This window comes from Nocardia sp. NPDC057668 (assembly GCF_042799795.1).
GTDB lineage: Bacteria > Actinomycetota > Actinomycetes > Mycobacteriales > Mycobacteriaceae > Nocardia.
This window is the reverse complement of record NZ_JBHVIC010000002.1, coordinates 684,277-706,351: the sequence shown is the minus strand read 5'-3', so window position 1 is coordinate 706,351 and position 22,075 is coordinate 684,277. Positions and strand designations below refer to the sequence as shown.

21 protein-coding genes are annotated in these 22,075 nt (G+C 68.0%); 12 read left to right on the top strand and 9 right to left on the bottom strand.

The genetic code is table 11. The features are described from left to right. Window positions 1-142: 142 nt before the first annotated feature. The 3 genes from ACFVBH_RS16030 to ACFVBH_RS16020 all read left to right on the top strand — a co-directional run bounded on the left by ACFVBH_RS16030 (window position 143) and on the right by ACFVBH_RS16020 (window position 3,299). Entirely contained in the window at window positions 143-1,282 is a 1,140-nt protein-coding gene (locus ACFVBH_RS16030) for a methyltransferase (RefSeq protein WP_354989378.1), read from the top strand. A gap of 65 nt (window positions 1,283-1,347) precedes the next feature. Next, complete coding sequence (locus tag ACFVBH_RS16025) at window positions 1,348-2,274, top strand: LLM class F420-dependent oxidoreductase (RefSeq protein WP_379002808.1); 927 nt, start codon at window positions 1,348-1,350, stop codon at window positions 2,272-2,274. Between the two features lie 155 nt (window positions 2,275-2,429). Further along, complete coding sequence (locus ACFVBH_RS16020; protein ID WP_354989377.1) at window positions 2,430-3,299, top strand: Bax inhibitor-1/YccA family protein; 870 nt, start codon at window positions 2,430-2,432, stop codon at window positions 3,297-3,299. 70 nt (window positions 3,300-3,369) lie between these two features. Here the strand turns inward: ACFVBH_RS16020 and ACFVBH_RS16015 are convergent, their stop codons facing one another. The 3 genes from ACFVBH_RS16015 to ACFVBH_RS16005 all read right to left on the bottom strand — a co-directional run bounded on the left by ACFVBH_RS16015 (window position 3,370) and on the right by ACFVBH_RS16005 (window position 5,920). Further along, window positions 3,370-3,702: a DUF1330 domain-containing protein gene (locus ACFVBH_RS16015; RefSeq protein ID WP_379002246.1), complete on the bottom strand. Its 333-nt coding sequence runs from the start codon at window positions 3,700-3,702 to the stop codon at window positions 3,370-3,372. Between the two features lie 379 nt (window positions 3,703-4,081). Next, window positions 4,082-5,299, bottom strand: coding sequence for an acetyl-CoA C-acetyltransferase (locus ACFVBH_RS16010; protein ID WP_354991291.1), 1,218 nt, complete (start codon window positions 5,297-5,299; stop codon window positions 4,082-4,084). 132 nt (window positions 5,300-5,431) lie between these two features. Beyond that, window positions 5,432-5,920, bottom strand: coding sequence for a hypothetical protein (locus ACFVBH_RS16005; protein WP_354991292.1), 489 nt, complete (start codon window positions 5,918-5,920; stop codon window positions 5,432-5,434). Between the two features lie 81 nt (window positions 5,921-6,001). Between ACFVBH_RS16005 and ACFVBH_RS16000 the strand changes: the two genes are divergently transcribed. The 4 genes from ACFVBH_RS16000 to ACFVBH_RS15985 all read left to right on the top strand — a co-directional run bounded on the left by ACFVBH_RS16000 (window position 6,002) and on the right by ACFVBH_RS15985 (window position 11,217). After that, window positions 6,002-7,390 (top strand): cystathionine beta-synthase, encoded by a 1,389-nt coding sequence (locus ACFVBH_RS16000; RefSeq protein ID WP_354991293.1) that lies wholly within the window; start codon window positions 6,002-6,004, stop codon window positions 7,388-7,390. Window positions 7,391-7,633: 243 nt separating this feature from the next. Continuing rightward, window positions 7,634-8,758 carry an AbrB family transcriptional regulator gene (locus ACFVBH_RS15995; protein ID WP_379002245.1) on the top strand — a complete coding sequence of 375 codons (1,125 nt, stop codon included), beginning with the start codon at window positions 7,634-7,636 and terminating at the stop codon, window positions 8,756-8,758. A gap of 538 nt (window positions 8,759-9,296) precedes the next feature. Then, window positions 9,297-9,929 carry a transglycosylase SLT domain-containing protein gene (locus ACFVBH_RS15990; protein ID WP_354991295.1) on the top strand — a complete coding sequence of 211 codons (633 nt, stop codon included), beginning with the start codon at window positions 9,297-9,299 and terminating at the stop codon, window positions 9,927-9,929. A 250-nt stretch (window positions 9,930-10,179) separates the two neighbouring features. Beyond that, window positions 10,180-11,217: a hypothetical protein gene (locus ACFVBH_RS15985; protein ID WP_379002244.1), complete on the top strand. Its 1,038-nt coding sequence runs from the start codon at window positions 10,180-10,182 to the stop codon at window positions 11,215-11,217. Between the two features lie 197 nt (window positions 11,218-11,414). On the opposite strand, the gene ACFVBH_RS15980 is transcribed toward ACFVBH_RS15985, so the two are convergent. Beyond that, complete coding sequence (locus ACFVBH_RS15980) at window positions 11,415-11,759, bottom strand: DUF6401 family natural product biosynthesis protein (protein WP_379002243.1); 345 nt, start codon at window positions 11,757-11,759, stop codon at window positions 11,415-11,417. Window positions 11,760-11,923: 164 nt separating this feature from the next. Continuing rightward, window positions 11,924-13,099, bottom strand: a complete 1,176-nt coding sequence (locus ACFVBH_RS15975) for an acyl-CoA dehydrogenase family protein (RefSeq protein WP_379002242.1) — start codon at window positions 13,097-13,099, stop codon at window positions 11,924-11,926. A 315-nt stretch (window positions 13,100-13,414) separates the two neighbouring features. Between ACFVBH_RS15975 and ACFVBH_RS15970 the strand changes: the two genes are divergently transcribed. Continuing rightward, window positions 13,415-14,560, top strand: coding sequence for a cystathionine gamma-synthase (locus tag ACFVBH_RS15970; protein WP_379002241.1), 1,146 nt, complete (start codon window positions 13,415-13,417; stop codon window positions 14,558-14,560). A 274-nt stretch (window positions 14,561-14,834) separates the two neighbouring features. On the opposite strand, the gene greA is transcribed toward ACFVBH_RS15970, so the two are convergent. Both greA and ACFVBH_RS15960 read right to left on the bottom strand, forming a co-directional pair. Next, window positions 14,835-15,326, bottom strand: a complete 492-nt coding sequence (gene greA / locus ACFVBH_RS15965; RefSeq protein WP_354991300.1) for a transcription elongation factor GreA — start codon at window positions 15,324-15,326, stop codon at window positions 14,835-14,837. Window positions 15,327-15,571: 245 nt separating this feature from the next. Beyond that, window positions 15,572-15,988: a DUF4307 domain-containing protein gene (locus tag ACFVBH_RS15960; protein ID WP_379002240.1), complete on the bottom strand. Its 417-nt coding sequence runs from the start codon at window positions 15,986-15,988 to the stop codon at window positions 15,572-15,574. A gap of 154 nt (window positions 15,989-16,142) precedes the next feature. Here ACFVBH_RS15960 and mca point away from each other — a divergent pair, with 154 nt between their 5' ends. Further along, entirely contained in the window at window positions 16,143-17,024 is an 882-nt protein-coding gene (gene mca, locus ACFVBH_RS15955) for a mycothiol conjugate amidase Mca (RefSeq protein ID WP_354991304.1), read from the top strand. Continuing rightward, on the top strand, window positions 17,021-17,293 hold the full coding sequence (locus ACFVBH_RS15950; protein ID WP_354991302.1) for a hypothetical protein: 273 nt from the start codon (window positions 17,021-17,023) through the stop codon (window positions 17,291-17,293). The genes mca and ACFVBH_RS15950 overlap by 4 nt, the downstream gene beginning before the upstream one ends. Window positions 17,294-17,582: 289 nt before the next feature. On the opposite strand, the gene ACFVBH_RS15945 is transcribed toward ACFVBH_RS15950, so the two are convergent. Next, window positions 17,583-18,470 carry a LysR family transcriptional regulator gene (locus tag ACFVBH_RS15945; RefSeq protein WP_379002239.1) on the bottom strand — a complete coding sequence of 296 codons (888 nt, stop codon included), beginning with the start codon at window positions 18,468-18,470 and terminating at the stop codon, window positions 17,583-17,585. Window positions 18,471-18,825: 355 nt separating this feature from the next. Between ACFVBH_RS15945 and ACFVBH_RS15940 the strand changes: the two genes are divergently transcribed. Next, window positions 18,826-19,851 carry a GGDEF domain-containing protein gene (locus ACFVBH_RS15940; RefSeq protein WP_354991249.1) on the top strand — a complete coding sequence of 342 codons (1,026 nt, stop codon included), beginning with the start codon at window positions 18,826-18,828 and terminating at the stop codon, window positions 19,849-19,851. Between the two features lie 84 nt (window positions 19,852-19,935). On the opposite strand, the gene ACFVBH_RS15935 is transcribed toward ACFVBH_RS15940, so the two are convergent. Beyond that, window positions 19,936-20,568, bottom strand: coding sequence for a TetR/AcrR family transcriptional regulator (locus ACFVBH_RS15935; protein ID WP_379002238.1), 633 nt, complete (start codon window positions 20,566-20,568; stop codon window positions 19,936-19,938). 112 nt (window positions 20,569-20,680) lie between these two features. On the opposite strand from ACFVBH_RS15935, the gene ACFVBH_RS15930 reads away from it, so the two are divergent. After that, window positions 20,681-22,066, top strand: coding sequence for a flavin-containing monooxygenase (locus tag ACFVBH_RS15930; protein WP_379002237.1), 1,386 nt, complete (start codon window positions 20,681-20,683; stop codon window positions 22,064-22,066). The last annotated feature ends 9 nt before the right edge of the window (window positions 22,067-22,075 follow it).

Genomic DNA, 22,075 nt, shown 5'->3' with positions numbered 1-22,075 from the left:
ACCCGCGCGAACTCCGCCACACCGTGGCACGGCCGACGAGTCATCGGCGCGCGAAGCACGGGCAACCCGGCGAATCGCTCGGCCCGATGACGAGATTCGAGCCAATTGGGACGGGTCGGCAATGATCTAGCACACTGTAGGCGTGGTTGAGGTCGAGGATGTATTGAGCCGATTGCGGCGGTATCCCGATGTAGAGGCGGTGAATCTCTACGCGGTCGATGCCGCCGATCGATTGCTGCTCGACGAGGCGGCCGAATTCCTCGCCGCCGCAGGCGATGATCGCGTCGCGGTGATCGACGACGGTTACGGCGCCCTGACCCTGGGCGCCATCGCCGCGCACGATCTACACGGCGTGCGGGTCCACCAGGACCTGCTCACCGGCGAACTCGCCCTGGCCGGCAACGCCCGGCTCGTCGGATTCGCCGACCGCTACAGATCGCACGAGCTAGGTGAGCGGTTGCTCGCCGATGTCCGGGTGGTGCTGTGGCGGCTGCCACGCGCCCTGGCCGGTCTCGCCGAAACCGCCGATGCCATCGCCCGTTTCGCCGCGCCCGACGTCCGGGTCTACGCCGGCGGCCGGGACAAGTACCTCACCCCGGCCATGAACGACGTCCTGGCCGAGTCCTTCGGCTCGGTCCAGGCCAGCCGGGGCAGGCAGAAGTCGCGGGTGCTGCTCGCCACGGAGCCGAAAGCCATCGGCGAACCCCGTTTCCCGATCCGCAATCGGCTCGAGGAGCACGATCTGGAGGTCGTCGCGCACGGGGCCGCCTTCTCGGGTTCGCGCCTGGACATCGGCACCCGCTTCCTGCTCGACCATCTGCGGCGGATGAAGCCCGATGCCCGCGAAGCCGTCGATCTCGGTTGCGGCACCGGCATTCTCGCGGTCGCGCTGGCCAAGGCCCGCCCCGGCATTCGGGTCACGGCCACCGATCAGTCCGCGGCGGCCATCGCCTCCACCCGCGAAACCGCCGCGGCGAACGAGGTCGCGGACCGCATTCGGGTGCTGCGCGACGACGCCATGTCCGGGCTGCCGGACAACAGCGCCGATCTGGTGCTGTGCAATCCGCCGTTCCACGTCGGCGCGGCCGTGCACACCGGGTCGGCGATCAAGATGTTCCAGCAGGCGGGCCGGGTCCTGCGGCCCGGCGGAGAACTGTGGACCGTGTACAACACCCATCTCAACTACCGCGGCGTCATGGAACGCATGGTCGGCAAGACCGATGTCATCGGCCGCAATCGCAAGTTCACCGTGACCCGTTCGGTGCGCGGCCTGCACGGGTAGCGGCGTGCCGGGCCACCGCCCGGCACGCCGAACCAACCGATGAGCACAATGTGGTCATGGGCCGCATCGATCTCCGTATCTTCACCGAACCGCAGCAGGGCGCGAGCTACGACACCCTCCTGAGCGTGGCCAAGGCCACCGAGGATCTCGGCTACGACGCCTTCTTCCGCTCCGACCACTACCTCGCGATGGGCGACGCCGACGGCTTGCCCGGACCCACCGACGCCTGGATCACCCTCGCGGGCCTGGCCCGGGAAACCCGGCGCATCCGGCTGGGCACCCTGGTCACCGCCGCCACCTTCCGGCATCCGGGTGTGCTGGCCATCCAGGTCGCCCAGGTCGACGCCATGTCCGGCGGCCGGGTCGAATTCGGCCTGGGCGCAGGCTGGTACGAGGCCGAGCACGCCGCCTACGGCATCCCCTTCCCCGCCGACAAGTTCCCGCGCTACGAAGAGCAACTGGCCGTGATCACCGGCCTGTGGAACACCCCCGCCGGCGAGAAGTTCTCCTTCGCGGGCGAGCACTACACCCTCACCGACTCCCCGGCGCTGCCCAAACCCGCGCAGGACCGGATCCCCGTCGTCATCGGCGGCATGGGCGCCAAGCGCACCCCGCGCATCGCCGCCCGCTACGCCGCCGAGTTCAACGCGCCCTTCCAGTCCGCGCAGGCCAGCGCGGAACAGTTCGAACGAGTCCGCCGCGCCGCCAAGGACATCGGCCGCGATCCCGCCGAGATCACCTTCTCCAACGCCCTGATCGCCTGCGTCGGAACCTCCGACGCCGAGATCGCCCGCCGCGCCGCCGCCATCGGCCGCGAGGTGGACGAGCTGAAGGAGAACGGCTTGGCCGGCACTCCCGACGAGGTCGTAGAGAAGATCTCCGCCTATGCCGCGACCGCGGGCACCTCCCGGATCTACCTCCAGATTCTGGACCTGCACGACCTCGACCATCTCGAGCTCATCGCCACCCGGGTGATGAGTCAGCTGGGCTAGAACGCCGCAGGGGAGGCGCGAGACGGTAAAGCTCGGGTAAAGTCCGACTGGTCTGATTCGGGGTTGTTGGGAACCTATCCCGTCCCCGGATCGTTGGACTCGGTAGTTACGAGGCCACGGGGACCGTGAGCCACGACTCCAGAAAGGGAAGCGCCTTGCGCACCACCTCGAACCCGGTTTTCAAGAACCTGTCGCCGCAGCAGCAGCAAGGCGGCGGTTACGCGGGCTTCGGCTCGGCTGCCGCTGGAGCCGGACAGTTCGCCAACCAGCAGTACGGCCAGCAGCCGCCGCAGTACCCGGGCTACGGGTACCAGCAGCCGCCGGTGCCCGCCACCCGGCCGATGACCATCGACGATGTCGTCACCAAGACCGGCATCACGCTCGGCGTCGTCAGCATCTCGGCGATCATCGCCTACGCGCTGGTGCACGCCAACAACGCGCTGGCGGCCCCGCTCGCGATCGTCGGCGCCCTGGTGGGCCTGGTGCTCGTGCTGGTCGCCTCCTTCGGTCGTAAGCAGGACAACCCGGCAATCGTGCTGTCCTATGCGGCTTTCGAGGGTCTGTTCCTCGGCTCGCTGTCGTTCATGTTCACGAACGTCTCCTTCGGCGGCGCGGGCGGTTCCGCGCTGATCGCGCAGGCCGTGCTCGGCACCTTCGGCGTGTTCTTCGGCATGCTCGTGGTCTACAAGACCGGCGCGATCCGGGTGACCCCGCGCTTCACCCGCATGATCGTCGGCGCCCTCATCGGTGTCGTCGTCCTCATGCTCGGCAACCTGATCGCCTCGTTCTTCATGGACGGCGGCCTGGGCCTGCGTGACGGTGGCCCCATCGCCATCGTGTTCAGCCTGGTCTGCATCGCGATCGCGGCCTTCAGCTTCCTGCTGGACTTCGACGCGGCCGATCAGCTCATCCGCGCCAACGCTCCGGCGAAGGCGGCCTGGGGCGTCGCGCTCGGCCTGACCGTCACCCTGGTCTGGCTGTACATCGAGATCCTGCGCCTGCTGTCGTACTTCAACAACGACTAGTAGATCGCTGATACGCCGACAGGGCGGGCACCGGAATCCGGTGCCCGCCCTGTCGTTTTCGCATGTGTGCTCAACCCGCGGCGGACCCGAGGATGTCGGTCGCGACATGGTCCGCACCACACCCGTCGGCGATCACCGCCACGCCCACCGAGTTCTCGGTGCGCAGCGCGACAATCGCCTGATAGGCGGGGGAGTCGTACCATGCCTGTGCCGCTTGGTAATCGGGGAACTCGACGACCACGACGTAGCTGTCCTCCGGTCCCTCCACCGCCCGCTGCTCTCCGCCGTGGACGATGAACTTCCCCTCGAACTCGGTGAACGTGGCGTCGATCCGCTTCAGATACTCGACGATGCCGGCGTTCACATCGACATCGTGCAGATGGGCAACGGCGTAAGCGGGCATGATGCCTCCTTCGGGGATACGTTCTCTCCCCAGCCTTCTCGCCCCGTGACGGCTAGTCGATTCCCAGATAGGGAATGAGAAACAAAACAGCCGCGCGACCTGACGGTCGCGCGGCTGCGCTGTGCAGAAGTGACCGGGGGCCATGCCCCCGGACCCTCGTGCCCCTCTCCGGTTCGGCGGAGACTTCAGCCGCGAGTTCGGCCGGTCCCTCCGCGCCCCTGTGGGATGGGGCTTCGACCGTAGTGCGGCCGGTCCCTCCGCGCCCCTGTGGGATGGGGCTTCGACCGTAGTGCGGCCGGTCCCTCCGCGCCCCGTGGGGGTTTGGGGGCAGGGCCCCCAAACCACCTTCTCTAGGCCGGAGGCCGAGGCGCCGCAGCTATCAGCTGAGGCGCTCGATGATCATCGCCATGCCCTGGCCGCCGCCGACGCACATGGTCTCCAGGCCGAACTGCTTGTCCTGGGTCTGCAGGTTGTTGATCAGGGTCGCGGTGATGCGGGCGCCGGTCATGCCGAACGGGTGGCCGAGCGCGATCGCGCCGCCGGAGATGTTCAGCTTGTCCTCGTCCAGCTTCAGCGCGCGGGCCGAGCCCAGCACCTGCACCGCGAAGGCCTCGTTGATCTCGTAGAGATCGAGATCGCCGACGGTGAGGTTCGCGTTGCCGAGCGCCTTCTTGACCGCCTCGATCGGGCCGAGGCCCATGATCTCGGGGGACAGGCCGGACACGCCGGTGGACACGACGCGGGCGAGCGGGGTCAGGCCCAGGGCCTTGGCCTTGGTGTCGCTCATGACGACGAGCGCGGCGGCGCCGTCGTTCAGCGGGCAGGCGTTACCGGCGGTGACGGTGCCGTCGGCACGGAAGACCGGCTTGAGCTGCGAGATCTTCTCGTAGGTGGTGCCGGCGCGCGGGCCGTCGTCGGTGGAGACGACGGTGCCGTCGGGCAGGGTCACCGGGGTGATCTCGCGCTCGAAGAAGCCGGACTTGATGGCCTCTTCGGCACGCTGCTGCGAGCGCACGCCCCAGTGGTCCTGGTCCTCGCGGGAGATGCCGGTGAAGGTGGCGACGTTCTCGGCGGTCTCGCCCATGCCGATGTACACGTCCGGCAGCAGGTCGTTCTCGCGCGGGTCGACCCACGAGGTGTTGGCCGCGGAGGTGGCCTTGGTGCGGGCCTCGGCATCGGCGAACAGCAGGTTGTGGGTGTCGGGCCAGCCGTCGGCGGTGCCCTTCGGGAAGCGCGACACGGTCTCGACGCCCGCGGAGATGAACACGTCGCCCTCGCCCGCCTTGATGGCGTGGAAGGCCATCCGGGTGGTCTGCAGCGAGGAGGAGCAGTACCGGTTGACGGTGACGCCGGGCAGGTAGTCGTAGCCCAGCTGCACGGCCACGGCACGCGCCATGTTGAAGCCGGCTTCACCGGCGGGCTGGCCGCTGCCGAGCATGAGGTCGTCGATATCGCTGGCGGCCAGGGCGGGGACCTTGTCCAGGGCCGCGCGGACCATCTGAGCCGCGAGGTCGTCCGGGCGCATGCCGACCAGCGAACCCTTGTGCGCACGACCGATGGGGGAGCGGGCGTACGAAACGATAACGGCCTCAGCCATGAGGACTCCTTACTAGCGTGAGTGAACCACTTCGAATGTACGACGGGTGTGTCGAGCGCCCTACGCCCGGTATGCCGGTATCCCAATCACTGAACTGTGGGATTGGACTCACCCGCGGGTGAAAGGCCGGTTCTAGTCGTCCTCGGGCGCCGGGGCGATCGGGGCCGGGACGTCGAACGCGCCGAACTGGGGGACGTGCAGGGTGTCGGAGTAGATGGTGGTGACGATGTGGCCGGGGCCGGTGTCCTGGAACTGGGCGTACTGGATGCTGCCGTAGATGCCCGCGACCACGGTCACCCGGTATTCGCCGGTGGCCCCGGTGTTGGTGTTGCGCCAGGCGATGGTGGTCAGGTTCTCGCACAGCGGCGCGAAAATCCAGGGCCCTGGACCGAGCCCGGCGATCGGGTTGGCGCGCACGTTGAGAATGGCGCGACCCCCGTAGCTCGGGCTCGTCTCGGCCCAGGTGCGGATGCTGCCGCCGCACGGGCTGGGCTGGAAGGTGGTTGGTAGCTGGGGGAATTCGAAGGTCCGTGCGTGGGCCGGAGCGGTCGCGGCGATCGTGGTCGCGGCGGCGATGCACCCGAGGAGCACGGTGGCACGCAGGTGGTTCGGCGTCCTCATGCGGCGATGGTAATTTCCCGCCGACGTGAGATCGCCTACGTGCGCGTAAGCGCCGATATCCTTTCTGCAACGATGAGGGGTATGCGCATCGCTAACTCCGTGGTCGATCTGATCGGAAACACTCCACTCGTTCGACTGAACTCCGTGGTGGGTCCGAACTCGGGCCTGGTGGCGGCGAAGGTGGAATACCTGAACCCGGGCGGCAGCTCGAAGGACCGCATCGCCGTCAAGATGATCGACGCCGCCGAAGAGGCCGGGCTGCTGAAGCCCGGCGGCACGATCGTCGAGCCGACCTCCGGCAACACCGGTGTCGGTCTGGCCCTGGTCGCGCAGCAGCGCGGCTACAAGTGCGTGTTCGTCTGCCCCGACAAGGTTTCCGAGGACAAGCGCAACGTGCTGCGCGCCTACGGCGCCGAGGTCGTGGTCTGCCCGACCGCCGTCGCGCCGGAGGATCCGGACAGCTACTACAACGTCTCCGATCGCCTGGTCCGTGAGATCGAGGGCGCCTGGAAGCCGAACCAGTACTCCAACCCGGGCGGCCCGGAGTCGCACTACGAGACCACCGGCCCGGAGATCTGGCGCGACACCGACGGCAAGGTCACGCACTTCGTGGCGGGCGTCGGCACCGGCGGCACGATTTCCGGCACCGGCCGCTACCTGAAGGAGATCTCGGGCGGCAAGGTCAAGGTCATCGGCGCGGATCCCGAGGGCTCGGTGTACTCCGGCGGCACCGGCCGCCCGTACCTGGTCGAGGGCGTGGGCGAGGACTTCTGGCCGACCGCCTACGACCCGGCCATCCCGGACGAGATCATCGCGGTCTCCGACGCCGATTCCTTCGAGATGACCCGCCGCCTGGCCCGCGAGGAGGGCCTGCTGGTCGGCGGCTCCTGCGGCATGGCGGTCGTGGCCGCACTCAAGGTCGCCGAGCGCGATCCGGACGCGGTCGTGGTCGTGCTGCTGCCGGACGGCGGCCGCGGCTACCTGTCCAAGATCTTCAACGATCAGTGGATGAGCTCCTACGGCTTCCTGCGCACCCGCCTGGACGGCCGGACCGACGAGACCCACGTCGGCGATGTGCTGCGCGGCAAGTCGGGCGAGCTGCCCGATCTGGTGCACACCCACCCGCAGGAGACCCTGCGCGACGCGATCGAGATCCTGCGCGAGTACGGCGTCTCGCAGATGCCGGTCGTCGGCGCGGAGCCGCCGGTCATGGCCGGCGAGGTCGCGGGCAGCGTGACCGAACGCGATCTGCTCTCGGCGGTTTTCGAGGGCCGGGCGAAGCTGACCGATTCCGTGGCGCAGCACATGAGCCCGGGCTTCCCGCTCATCGGCTCGGGTGAGCCGGTGTCGGCGGCCACCAAGCTGCTCGAGTCGACCGACGCGCTCATGGTGGTCGACGACGGCAAGCCGGTCGGCGTGATCACCCGGCACGATCTGCTCGGCTTCCTGAGCGAGGGTTCGCTCGCGTAGCGAAACGACATCCCGCGACGCCCGCCCGCGCTCTCCGCGCCGGCGGGCGTTCGCGTATCCGGACCGAGCGTTAGCCACCGCGCCCGACCGAGTGCGCAACCGCCGCGGCGAACGAATTACCCGTATGTGATTTGTGGTCTCCCCCTTGTCTTTTCGGTTGTGCATCGGAAGTCACAACGGCCGGTCCGCGCGATAACTGCGCTGTTACTCTCCGTTCATGGTTGACGAGCAGGATCGGCTCGTATGAACCGAAGGCAGGCGCTCAGTTGGGTGCTGTTGTCGGCCGGGGTCCTCGGCGGCGCGGCACTGCTGGATCGCGTGGGGTTTCCGGCCCCGCAGATGATTCTGGCCATCGTGGTCGGCGCGGCGCTGGCCATGAGCGGGCGTTTGCCGCAGCCGCTGCCCACACAGGTGAGCATCGGCGTGCAGGGCATGCTGGGCGTGCTGATGGGCAGCTACCTCCAGGTCGAGCTGCTGACCTCGATCGGCCTCGATCTGCTGCCCGTCCTGCTGGTCACCGCCGCGACCGTGCTGGTGAGCGTGGCCGTCGCGCTGGTCTTCGCGCGCGCGGCCAAGGTGGACGTGCCGACCGCGACCCTGGGCCTGCTCGCGGGCGGATCGGCGGCGGTGGTCGCGGCCGCCGACGAGCTGAACGCCGATCCGCGCCGGGTGGCGTTCATGCAGTACCTGCGGGTGGCGCTGGTCGCGCTCAGCGCACCGGCCATCGCCGCTCTACTCGACGAGGAAGCCGGAATCTCCTACCGCACAACCACTCTGGGCGGCGGGGTGACCAATCTCGAACTGCCGTACTGGATGATCGTCGGTCGCGGCGACCAGGTGGCGGGCATCTCGATCGCGATCATGCTGTGCGTGCTGGGCACGTGGCTCGGCCGCAAGGTCAATCTGCCCAATGCCGCGCTGCTGGGTCCGATGCTGCTCACCGCTCTGCTCACCGCCGCCGGGATCTCGCACGGGTACGCGCCGACGCATCTGTTCAAGGATCTGCTGTTCGTGCTCATCGGCTTCGAGGTCGGCACCCGCTTCACCCGCGAGGTGGTGCGCCAGATGACCCGCATGATCCCCGGCATGACGGCGGCCGTACTGGCGCTGAGCGGCATCGTGGCGGCGCTCGCGCTCGGCCTGGCGAATGTGGTCGATCTGCAGATGTCGGACCTCTATCTGGCCACCACGCCGGGCGGTATCAACGCCGTGCTGGCCACCGCCGACAAGATGAACGCCAACCTGCCCCTGATCACCAGCGTGCAGACCCTGCGCCTGTTGCTGATGATGCTGATGCTCCCGCTGTTGATGCGAGCCCTGCGCAGATTCTCGGTGCCCGCGGTGGCCCCGGCGCAGTCTCCGGCCTGAGTCGAAGCCTTCGAAAAATCAGTCCCGCGGGGTACCTCGGCGACCGAAAAATGGTCGATTTGAGGTATATCGCGTCATCCGATCGAAATTGTTCTGTGATCCGAAACACTTCGTGGTTTGAATTGAATCACCAGGTCAGTGCATGTATTAATGCAGGTAAACGGACTGTCCGGCGGGCCAGTTCACCTTCCGTTCACTTTTGATTCAAGCTGTGTTCACCCGGCGCAATCAAGCTGTGACCTTGTTGGAAACAGACCCCAAGTCTGGTTGACGCAAGGAGATGCGAACTCACATGCGGAACGTGATCACCACCCCGGTGCGCTGAAGCACCGCGGCCCCATCGGCCGCAGACGTCTCCGCAGGACTCCTGCAACGTCAGAATTCCTTGGCCCGTAACGGGTTTCACAACAGAAACGCGAAACAGCCCGAGCGCTGGAGCGGACTACCCCCACGGTACCCGTCTGGTCAGCGCTGCCTTCCCTCGGCCTGCGAGCCCAGAAACCGAACAGGAATCAAATTCGCCATGCCTACGAATGCCATGACTGCGCTGCGTGACCCTGCCAAACGCAGCAGGGTGGTCGCCGCCGCCCGTACCGCCGGCACCGCCGCCCTCGCCCTCACCGTGTTCGGTTCCATCGTCACCGCCGCCGGTGCGGCCTCGGACGACGTGCAGCCCGCGGCCCTGAAGGACTCCCTCACCGCCGCCGTCGCCGTGCCGACCGCGATCGAGAAGGTCGAGAAGGTCGAGACCCCCGCCGACGCCGCACTGGCCGCCGCTGCCGCCATCGTGCCCGCCCCGGCCCCCATGCCCGAGCCCGAGCCCATCGCGCCGCCGCCGGCCCCGGTCTACGCGAACAACCTCGACGGCTGGATCCGCCAGGCGCTCGACATCATGGCCGCCAAGGGCATCCCCGGCAGCTACGACGGCATCTTCCGCAACATCATCCGGGAGTCCAGCGGTAACCCGCAGGCCATCAACCTCTACGACATCAATGCCATCAACGGCATCCCGTCCAAGGGGCTGCTCCAGGTCATCGATCCGACCTTCGCCGCGTACCACGTCGAGGGCACCCCGTTCGATGTCTGGAACCCGGTCTCCAACATCGTGGCCGCCTGCAACTACGCCGCGCACCGCTACGGCTCGATGGACAACGTCAACAGCGCGTACTGAGTTCGGCCCGGCCTGTTCGGCCCCGGTGCGTACCGAGTGGATACTCGGTACGCACCGTTCGTGTATCCGGGCCGCCCCGATGGTTGCCGGCGTTCGCCGTGTCCCGTCCAGCAATTCCCGAGCACCCGATTTGGCAACTATTTCGCAAACTGACGAATGAGCCGATCGGCTGCGGGTATAAATCGCCCTTGGAGCAAAGTTTCGGCATCGGGCCGGAACCGGAGCAGGTAGCGAAGGGACGGGGTTCCATATGCACACCTCGAGTTTGGCTATCGATATCCAGCAGGGGCTCTCCGACGCGTGGAGTTCGGTCGCCACGTTCGTGCCCAAATTCGCCGGATTCCTGGCCATCCTGGTCATCGGCTGGATCGTGGCCAAGATCGTGGCCCGGCTGGTGACGCGGATTCTGCATCAGGTCGGCTTCGATCGGCTCGTTGAGCGCGGCGGCATCAAGGACATGCTCGCCGACAGTCGCTACGACGCGGTCGGAATCATCGCGAAGCTGGCGTACTACGCGGTTCTATTGCTCACGCTGCAACTGGGTTTCGGCGTTTTCGGCCCGAATCCCATCAGCGACATGCTCAATGGCATCGTGGCCTGGCTGCCGCGACTGGCCATCGCCATCGTCATCGTCTGCATCGCGGGCGCCATCGCCCGCGTCGTCATGGACATGATCGCGAACATGCTCAGCGGTCTGTCCTACGGCCGGATGATGGGACGTGTTGCGGCGGTGTTCATCTGGGGCGTCGGCCTGATCGCCGCGCTCAATCAGATCGGGGTCGCGACCTCGGTCACCATGCCCATTCTCATCACCGTGCTCGCCGTGATCGGCGGCGTGCTGATCGTCGGTGTCGGCGGCGGTCTGGTGCGGCCGATGCAGCAGCGCTGGGAAGGCTGGCTGGAGACCATCGAGGGTGAGATGCCCGAGATGAAGGGGCACGCCGAGGCGTATCAGCGCGGCCGGGAGGACGCCGCCCGTCAGCGTTCGGCGGCTGCCCAGCAGCAGGCGATGATGGCGCAACAGCAGCAGGGCATGGGCGGGCAGCAGCACCAGCCCGTGGGCGCGCACCAGAATCCGCCCGGGAAGTGGGCGGAGCAGTCGGCGGGCACGCCCGGCTACCGGCCGCAGGGTTACGGCCCGCAGGGTGGTCAGCAGCAAGGTCAGGGGCAGGGCTACCAGGGGTCGGGTTACCCGGATCAGGGCCGGGGCTATCCGGATCAGGGTCAGAGTTACCCCGGTCAGGGTGGTCAGATGCCCGATCGTGGCAATCAGCCCGGAATGCCGTAGCTAACGAACGGGCCGAACCAGGCCCGTCCGATCGAGGCGAAAAGACGGCCCGCGTTCTTCGGAACGCGGGCCGTTTCGCTGTCCGGGCCAATTTTTGCCGTGCCGTGCACCGGGCAACCGTCACGAATCGCACTTCCGCCGGACGTGCACGTCTCGGCCGGCTCAGACGCTCGACCGGTGGGAAAGCTCGAGAACGCTCAGTCGGCGTGCGCGAGGGCGCACACCGCGGCCAGCCGCAGATGCACCCAGTCCGCCGTCTGCCAGTCCGGTGCGCACTCGGGCCGCGGTTCGCCGGATTCCCGCAGATCCTCGAGCAATCCCCGCGCGTAACCGGCGAGCAGCACGCTCACAGGTACGGCGCTGGAATTCTCCACACCCGCGTCGAGAATGTCGCGGACGGATGCGGCATGCTGATCGAGCACCGCGAGCAGGCCCGGAAATTCCCGAGCGGCCGAGCGGACCGGAACTCCGTGCGTGCGTTGCAGGCGGTTCAAAGTCTTACGCGCCGAAACGACGAGCAGCGCGGAGCCGGGCAATAACACCTGGTCATGCTAGCAATCGGCATGCTCTCCCGGCAGTGTGCTGTGAGATATAGCGCATCTGCGCCAGTGTCACTTCCCGGCAGCTTTCGGCACCGGCCGGCGGCGAGGCCGCGGGCCTGGCGGGCGGTGATCCGGCCTCGGTCAGCGGAACGCTTCGGATCCCGTCAGCGGAACGCCTTGGATCCCGTCAGCGCCTCGCCGAGCACCAGCTGGTGCACCTCGGCCGTGCCCTCGTAGGTGAGCACCGACTCCAGGTTGTTGGCGTGGCGAAGCACCGGGTAATCCAGTGTAATGCCGTTGGCGCCCAAGATGGTTCGGCATTCGCGGGCGATGGCGATGGCTTCGCGGGTGCTGTTGAGCTTGCCCGCGCTGATCTGCTCGGCGCGAATCTCGTGCCGGTCCTTGAGCCTGCCCAGATGCAGCGCCAGCAACTGGCCCTTGCCGAGCTCGACCGCCATATCGGCGAGCTTGGCCTGGGTCAGCTGGTACGCGGCCAGGGGCTTGTCGAAAACCTCACGGGTGCGGGCATATTCGATGGTGGCGGACAGGCAGTCGCGGGCCGCGCCGAGCGCGCCGAAGATGATGCCGAAGCGCGCCTCGGACAGACAGCCCAGCGGGGCGGCCAGTCCGCGCGCGTCGGGCAGCAGGGCGTCGGCGGGCAGACGCACGCCGTCGAGCGAGAGCTCGGCGGTGATCGAGGCGCGCAGCGACAGCTTGCGGTGCATCTCGCGGGCGCTGAAACCCGGTGTGTCCGTGGGCACCACGAAGCCGCGGATGGTGTCGCGCTCGCCCTCGCGCGACTGCGCCCAGATGATGGCGACATCGGCGACCGAGCCGTTGGTGATCCACATCTTGGACCCGTCCAGGATCCAGTCGTCGCCCTCGCGCCGGGCCCGGGTGCGCATGCCGCCGGGGTTGGAGCCGAAGTCCGGTTCGGTCAATCCGAAGCAGCCGATCAACCGGCCCGCCGCCATCTCCGGCAGCCAGCGCTGCTTCTGCTCTTCGGAGCCGTACTTGTGGATGGCGGTCATGGCCAGTGAGCCCTGGACCGAAACCAGGCTGCGCACACCGGAATCCACGGCCTCGACCTCCATGCAGGCCAGTCCGTACGCGGTCGCCGAGGTGCCCGCGCAGCCGTAGCCGTCCAGGTGCATGCCGAGCAGCCCGAGCTTGCCGAGTTCGGGCGCCACCTCGCGCACCGGGAAGGTTCCGGCCTCGAACCATTCCGCCACGTGCGGGCGCAGGCGCTCGTTCGCGAACGCGCGCACGGTGTCGCGGATTTCGCGCTCCTCGGCGCTCAGCAGGGAGTCGATGGCGAACAGTTCGTCTACGGAGACCATGCGCTCAGCCTAGGACCAGTGCGCGGCCCGCACGAGGACCCGGCTCGCCGTTCGCCGCGCTTTCCGGGCTCGTGCGCGGATCGGTTGCACGCCCGGCCGGATCAGGGGTCCGGCCTACCCGGTTCTCGCGCGCGGAAGGCCGGCCGGGGGATCGGGCGCCGATGATCGACCGCTGGATACGAGTGGCAGGTGCTGCCCCATTGCGAGCCCGGCAAGTGGGCTGGTCCGGGCCTCGTGCCCGATTTGCGGGTGAGTTCGGACACGCGACGAGTGCCCGGGGTAGGGGGCGAACGCGGAGCGACCTAGGCTGGCGGTATGAGTGAGCAGCTTGGTTTCTCCACGCGGGCGGTGCACGCCGGATATGAGCCGGATCCCCAGACCGGCGCGGTGAATGTACCGATCTACGCGAGCTCCACCTTCGCCCAGGACGGCGTCGGCGGTATGCGTGGTGGTTACGAGTACGCGCGGACGGGCAACCCGACCCGTACCGCCCTGGAGGCCAATCTGGCCGCGCTCGAATCCGGTACCTACGGACGAGCCTTCTCCTCCGGTATGGCCGCGACCGACTGTGCGCTGCGCGCGATCCTGCGCCCGGGAGACCACCTGGTCATTCCGGATGACGCCTACGGCGGCACGTTCCGGCTCATCGACAAGGTCTTCACCCAGTGGGGCATCGAGTACTCGGTGGCGCACGTGAACGATCCGGCCGCGGTAGCCGCGGCCATGCGCCCGAACACCCGCCTGGTGTGGGTCGAGACCCCGACCAACCCGCTGCTGAACATCGGCGACATCTCGGCGCTGGCCGACGTCGCGCACGCAGGCGGCGCGAAACTGGTGGTGGACAACACCTTCGCGTCCCCGTACCTGCAGCAGCCGCTGCTGCTGGGCGCGGACATCGTGCTGCACTCGACCACCAAGTACATCGGTGGGCACTCCGATGTGGTGGGCGGCGCGCTCATCACGAACGATCAGGAGCTGGACGTCAAGTTCGCGTTCCTGCAGAACGGTTCGGGCGGCGTCCCGGGCCCGTTCGACGCGTTCCTGACGATGCGCGGCATCAAGACCCTGGCCCTGCGCATGGACCGGCACTGCGACAACGCCGAGGCCATCGCCGAGTTCCTGGCTAATCATCCCAAGATCGCGCAGGTCATCTACCCCGGTCTGGCCGAGCACCCGAGCCACGAGGTCGCCCAGAAGCAGATGCGCCGGTTCGGCGGCATGATCTCGGTGCGCGTGCACGGCGGTCAGGCCGCGGCGCTGGACTTCTGCGCCCGCACCAAGATCTTCACCCTGGCCGAGTCGCTCGGTGGCGTGGAGTCGCTGATCGAGCATCCGGGCGCGATGACCCATGCCTCGACCGCGGGCTCGGCCCTCGAGGTCCCGGCGGATCTGGTCCGGCTGTCGGTCGGCATCGAGGACATCGGCGATCTGCTGGCGGACCTGAAGCAGGCCCTCGCGTAGGAAGCGCACACATATGGCGAACACGAAGCCCCGCACCGGAATCGGCGCGGGGCTTCGTCGTTCGTCTACGACGCCGTGTCGTTCGATGCGGCCTGTACATCGCGCGCTCGGGGTTGCACGCCGCTCGCCCGATGCGGTGTCCGGTCCTGTCCGGGCGGTGCCCCGTTCGGTCCGGGCAGAGCGTCGTCCCGTCCGGGCGGTGCGTCGCGCACCCGCGCACAGGACGGCCCCCGGTCCGTGTGGACCGGGGGCCGCTGTGTCCGTCTCGCCTACCTCAGCTGTGGTACGGCTCCGCCGACACCAGGGTCACCTTCATGACCTTGCCGTTGGGCAGCTGGTATTCGCGGGTCTCGCCGACCTTGGCATCGATGAGCGCGCCGCCGAGCGGGGAGTTGGGGGAGTAGGTCTCCAGTTCGGAGTTGCCCAGGCCCTCTTCGCGGGTGGCGATGAGGAAGGTCTCGCTGTCGCTCTCGTCGCCGTCGTAGTAGACCTTGACGACCGAGCCGGGCAGCGCGACGCCGGACTTGGTCGGGGCGATGCCGACCTTGGCGTTGTTGAGGAGTTCCTGCAGCTGGCGGATCCGCGCCTCCTGCTGGCCCTGCTCCTCGCGCGCGGCGTGGTAGCCGCCGTTCTCCTTGAGGTCGCCTTCTTCGCGACGCTCGTTGATCTCGGCCGCAATGACCGGACGGTTGGCAATGAGCGCGCCGAGTTCGCTCGTGAGCCTCTCGTGCGACTCCGGGGTCAGCCAGGTCACTGTCTCAGTCATCTCGATCACTCCCTAGTAGTTGTCCCCGGCAAGCCGGGATTCCCTCTGAAATCCGTTGCCGCACCCACCGGAGCCGGGCATGGCAACAGCGGACGGCAAGAGCGATCCTGGGGGAGGTACCCGACAGCGCCGGCCGCCAATGCAGCAAACACGGCTCCGAACCCCGGAACCGTGTGTTGCGTTATTTTAGCACGAATCGCATAGATGCAGGTAGAAGCATCAAAGCGGGTTATGGACCGGACTTTTCACCCGGCGCGCAGGTAGGCGGGTACTTCGTCGCTGCAGCCGTAGATGTTGCCCGCGCCCGCTCGTGCGGAGGTCTTCAGCGTGGTGGTGAACAGTACCGTGCCGGCGTCGGAGCCCGGGATGAGGACCTCGCGCCGGCCGACTTCGACGCCGTCGGCATCCAGTGCGCGAACGTAGCAGACGACCGGTTTCTCCGGGTCGTCGCGCGTCACCTTGAATTCCACCGAAACCGTCGAGTCGTCGACCACCGTGTACCCGAGCCGCTCGGGTTCGATGTCCTTGGGTCCGTACTGCTTGAACCCGAGATACGCCACGCCACAGCCCACGATCGCGACCGCGAGGGTCAGCGCGACGGGCAGCCAGCGCGGGGTCTTACGTCGCCCGACCCCGTAGCGATCGGCCGGTCTTTCGCTCATGACTGGACGCTCCCGGGGGGTAGGTCGGAACAAACGACGGTCGGATGGAACTATAGGTAATGGAGATCGGACACCCCCTGCCTGGACTCGGCGGAGAGCGATGAGGTGAAAAAGTGATCGGTGAGGTGAACGCGAAGTGAGTGGTCTTCGCCTCATGGCGGTACACGCCCACCCCGACGACGAATCCAGCAAGGGCGCGGCAACCACCGCGCGCTATGCGGCCGAAGGTAATGAGGTGCTCGTCGTCACCCTGACCGGTGGCGAACGCGGCGACATTCTCAATCCGGCCATGGATACCCCGGGTATCAAGGACCGCATCAGCGAGGTGCGGCGCGAGGAGATGGCGGCCGCGGCCGCCGCGCTCGGCGTCGACCAGATGTGGCTCGGTTACACCGATTCCGGTCTGCCCGAAGGCGATCCGATGCCGCCGCTGCCCGAGGGCAGTTTCGCGCTGGTGCCGCTGGACGAGGCCACCGAGGCGCTGGTGCGCGTCGTGCGCGAGTTCAAGCCGCACGTCATCACCACGTACGACGAAATGGGCGGCTACCCGCATCCCGACCACATCATGTGCCACAAGGTGTCGGTCGCGGCGTTCGAGACGGCCGGTGACGCCGAGAAGTTCCCGGACGCGGGTGAGCCGTGGACGCCGCTGAAGTTGTACTACAACCACGGTTTCAGTCTGGCCCGGCTGGAGGCGTTCGCCGACGAATACGCCTCGCGCGGTGAGCCTTTCCCCATGCAGGAGTGGATGGACCGCATGCGGGGCTACGCGGCCGAGCGCGGGGACATCATGTCGCGGGTGACCACCCAGGTCGAATGCGCCAAGTACTTCCCGGCCCGGGACGAGGCGCTGCGCGCGCACGCGACCCAGATCGACCCCAACGGCCCGTTCTTCGCCATTCCCACGGAATTGCAGCAGAAGATGTGGCCGACCGAGGAATTTGAGCTGGCGCAGACCCGGGTGCGCACCGCAATCCCCGAGATCGACCTGTTCACGGGTATCGATGACGCCGACACCGAGGACGCCGACCGATGATTCTCGACCTGCTCGCCCAGACCAATAATTCGCCCACCGGCCCGGAATTCGGCAAGGCGTCACCGCTGGGCCTGGTGATCGTGCTGTTGCTGCTGGCGGGCACGGTCCTGCTGGTGCGCAATATGAACAAGCACCTGAAGAATCTGCCCGCGACCTTCTCTCCGGAGCATCCCGAACCGGATCAGGAAGCGGACGAGGGCACCGAGCACGGCATCGCGAAGCTCGAGAAGCCCGCCGCGCCCAAGGCCGAATCCGCGGATTCGGCCTGACCCGCGGGCTCGCGCCCCACGCTGTTCGGACAACCCCGGTCCCGCGGATGGACCGGGGTTGTCGGCGTTTCCGGGCCGGGTGGTGCGGGAGATCTGCTCCGCATCCGGCTCCATGCGAGGTCGGCTGGGCGGGCACCGCGACTCGGGATGCGGCGGACGGTCCGGCACGCGGGCGCGGCGTTCACCGGACCGCCGGCGGCGGGCGGGCCGGTGTACCGCCGACACCGGGATCGCTCGGTGCACACCGCTGAAAAGTGCTGTGCGGCCGTGATTTCGGGCACGGTACCCGTCAGAGGGTGGGGGTGTCGTACAGGGTGAAGCCGCCGTCGGCGTCGGAATCCACGCCGATGAAACGTCCGGCGTGCAGCGGGTTGTCGGCCAGCACCCGAATCACGGTGCCGTCCGGGTCGACGAGGTCCAGGAACGCGCCGTATTCGCCGCGGTCGGTGACGCCGGTGTGCTCGGCGCCGAGTTCGTCGGCCCGGCGGGCCAGCTCGTGCAGATCCTCGACCGCGCCGACCTCCAGGGCGACGACGTCGAAGCCCGCGAGATCGGGCTTGCTCGCGCAGAATTCGCGTTCGCGCAGCGCGATGCCGAAGCCGTTCGCGTCCATAAGCTGCGCGCCGCGCAGCACGCCCTGATCCCGGAACTCGGCGGCCAGGGTGAGCCGCAGCAGATCCCGGTACCAGGCGACGCTGCGGGCGAGGTCGCCGACCGGAATCTTGATGTGGCGAATGCGAACGACCCCGCTCATGGTTTCTCCCCTGTCCGGCTCCGCCGCGGAGCGATGACTTTCCGCAGGATGCCATCCCGCGCCGCCGGTGTCAGCGCGCCGGGGCTCGGGACGGCTCGTGCGAGGGGCGGGAGTCCGGTCGGGGCCGGGCGGACCGGGCGGCGGCTGGGGTTCCAGGCCGCGCGCCCGGGCGCGCGCGTTGTGCAGCGCGGTGCGCAGCTGGCGGGCCGCGGGCAGCACCTCCTCGTGCATGCGCAGGCCCAGCGGGGTCAGCGCCACGCTCCGGCTGTTGCGTTCGAACAGCGGTGCGCCGACGCGGCGTTCGAGTTTGCGAATGATCTGGCTGACCCGGCCGGTGCTCACGTGCATGCGATCGGCGGTGCGGCCGAAGTGCAGTTCTTCGGACAGGGTCAGAAACGCCTCCAGCTCGGGTCTTTCCAGCATGGGGGTCCTCCGGGTCGGTGTGCGCGTCGAGTACGGGACACGGTGGGCGGCCGCGATGTGACCGGCGCTGCGCGTGAGACGGGACACAGTGCGGCGATTCGCAAGTTTGCTGTGGATGCGCCGGATCGGAGATTCGATGTGGTTCGTGCTCGGTTTCCGGACGGTGGGCGGGTATGCGCGGCGTGCTTCGCGCGCGGCGAACCGAACGCGCCGGGTGTGGCCGAAAGGGAGTCCGCTCCTATCTCGGGCAAAACTCCAGATATGAAACAGGCCAGGCGGTTTGGTTGCAAATGTGGCCGCGCGCGTCGTTCGTGTCCGGCGAGATCCGCGGGTTTCGGTATGTCACGCTGGGGGTATGGACCAGACCCGGTTGGCGCGGGCGGAATCCGACGCTCCGGCCGGTGCCGGACTGGCGGGGTATGTCGGCGGCTGGATGCTGCTCGCCGCGGTCGCGCTGACCGCGATCTTCGCGCGTGAACTCGTGCTCGACAGATTCCTGAACGGCTGTCTGATGCTGTCCGGCGTGGTGGCCGCGCTCGGTATCGCCATGCTGTTGCTGGGAAGGCGTACGCCGAGTTGGCTGCTCAACGCCGCACCGCTGCTCATCATCGTGCTCGGCACGATTCCGGACTCGGGGGAGACCCTGTTGGTGTGGGCGGTGCTCTACGCCGGCTGCCTGCTGACCGAGGCCGCGACGCTGCTCACCACGGCGGCGGCGGTGGTGATCTTCGGGGCGGGCGCGGTGGTGATCGGCGACGCCCGCGATGTCGCGCTGTGGTGCCAGGTCAGCGCCTCGCTGATCCTGGTGTGCTGTGTCATCGTGCAATTGCGCAGACGCATAACCGGTCTCGTGTCCGCGCTGGACGAGCAGGCCAGCTGCGACGGTCTCACCGGCCTGGCGAATCGGCGGCGCTTCACCGAGCGCCTGGAGAACGAGGTCGCCGCGCACATCCGGCACGGCCGTCCGCTGGCGGTGTGGTTCCTGGATATCGACGAGTTCAAGCACATCAACGACGTGCACGGCCACACCGCCGGTGACACCGCCCTGCGCAATCTGGCCCCGCTGCTGCTCGATCGCATGCGCCCCAACGACCTGGTGGCCCGCACCGGCGGTGAGGAGTTCGCGGTGATCCTGCCCGACACGACGGCCGCCGAGGCCGCCGTCTGGGCCGAGGCCCTGCGCGCCGAGATCGAGTCCTCCGCTCGCGCCTGGCCTGTGGCGCTGACCGTCAGCATCGGCGTGGCCGCCACCCCCGATTTCGAGGCTCCCGACCTGTTCCGCGCCGCCGACATCGCCCTGCATTCGGCGAAACGCCAGGGCCGCAACACCGTTCGCACCGCCGTCGCGGCTCGCGGCGCGGGCGGTGCGCCGGCTCGATAGAGCGCGACCGACCGCGCTGCGGGGTCCAGGTCGTGGTGACGGCGCCGCTGTCGGAGTGATGGTTCCCGAGGCGGGGGCGTTCGGCTAGCCGGGCAACTGACGGAAGGCGGGCAGGGCGGGGATCAGGTCGGCCACGTAGTCGCGAATGCGTTGCGGAGGAAAGGCTTCCGGATCGGAAAGCATGAGCTGACCGGTCTCCCAGAACAGGGCGTACAGCGTGCGGGCGGTGAGTTCGACGTCCACGCCGGGCAGGCGCTCGGCCGGTATCGCGGTGCTGACGTAGGTCGTCAGGGCGGCGATCAGGGTCTTTCTGCCGGTGTCGAGGCGGCGGCGGAAGGCCGGAGTGCTGGCGTCGGCGATCATGAAAATCGCTCGCCAGCGATCGGGGGCGCTCAGCACCGCGGTGAGGAAGTGCTCGACGCTGTCGGTGATGGCGCGGACCGGGTCGCCGTCCGTGGCGGCGGGCACGGCCCTGGCCAGTTGGGTCAGTGCGGCGGTCTCCTCTCGGTCGAGGGAGGCGCGCAGCAGCGCGTCGGAGTCGGTGAACAGTCCGTAGATGACCGGCCGGCTGACCCCGGCCGCTCTGGCCACGGTGTCGATGGACACCTTGTGTACACCCTGCTCGACGATGACTCGCAATACCGCGTCCAGAAGCTGTTCGCGTCGTTCTTCGGGGGCCATGCGCGGTGCATACGCGCGGCTGCGTTGCGCTGTCATTTCGCCCGTTCACCTCCTGTTTCGCCGGCGCGGGCTTGACAGTGCCCGATTCTCCGGCAAATACTACACTCACTGTAGCTACACTGACTGTAGCTTTTGTTGGGAGGTCGCAATGACGCGCCGTTACTGCATCATCGGGGCCGGATACACCGGCCTGGCGGTGGCGAAGGCCTATGCCGATCTGGGCTTGGACTACGACCACGTCGAGGCCACGGACGCCATCGGCGGCAACTGGTCGCACGGGGTCTACGACTCGACCTACCTGATCAGCTCCAAGGAGGTCACCCAGTACCCGGACTATCCGATGCCGCCCACGTATCCGGACTTCCCGAGCGCCGCGCAGATGCGCGACTATCTGCGCGCTTTCGCCGCGGAGTTCGGGCTGGACCGCCGGATCGAGTTCGGTGCCCTGGTGACCGATGTCGCGCCGCTGGACCCGAGGGGCCTGACGGGCTGGCGGGTCGAGTTCGCCGGCGGCGAGACCCGCGAGTACGCGGGTGTGGTCGTCGCCAACGGGCACTATTGGGACGTCAACATCCCCACCTATCCGGGCGAATTCACCGGTGCACAAATACATTCCAAGAACTACAGGCGCCCCGCCGACCTGACCGGCTCGCGGGTCCTGGTGGTGGGCGCGGGGAACTCCGGCTGCGATCTGGCGGTCGAGGCGGCGGTGACCTTCGGCAACTCGGAGATCTCGCTGCGGCGCAGCTACTGGTTCATCCCCAAGTATGTGCTGGGTGTCCCCAGCAGCAGGTTCGACATCGGATCGGTGCCGGTGCCGAAAGTGCTGCAGGAAGCGGTGTTCCGCTCGATCGTGACCATAGGCATGGGCAGTTTCGAGAGTTTCGGTCTGGAAAGACCCACCCACCGCATCTTCGATCAGGACCTGGTCGTCAATCAGCAGCTGCCGTACTTCCTCAAGCACGGGCGCATCGCCGTCCGGCCCGAGATCGCCCGATTCGACGGTCGCACGGTGCATTTCACCGACGGCACCCGCGGCGAGTACGACACCATCGTGTGGGCCACCGGGTTCCGGACCACCTTCCCGTTCCTGCGTGCGGGCCTGCTGAACTGGGAGCGCGGGCAGCCGCGGCTGATCTCGCACACCTTCGCGCCGGGGCTGGCCAATCTCAGCTTCGCCGGACTGGTCGCGCCGCGTTCGGGTGCGGGCATGCTCCTGATGAACAGTTCCCGCCTGCTCGCCGAGGCCGCACTACTGCAGCGGCGCATGCGCGTCCCGGTCGGCGACCTGTACGCGGTCATCTCCAAGCCGTCCAGCGAAATCCTCGCCGGTGGACCGGAATTGCGCTGGGAGGTGCTGCGTGGTCGTTGGCTGGTCCGGGCCATGAGTCAGCTGTCCACGCTGCGTTCCCTCGTTTTCCCCGCACCCGGCCGGGATCCGGTAACCGCGCCGGAGTCCGCCGCCGCGCCGGTGCGCGGCCTGGCGGCCGCGGTGCTGCGCCCGATCCGCGCCGTCGCGCGCCAGAGCGCGTGATTCCCGAAT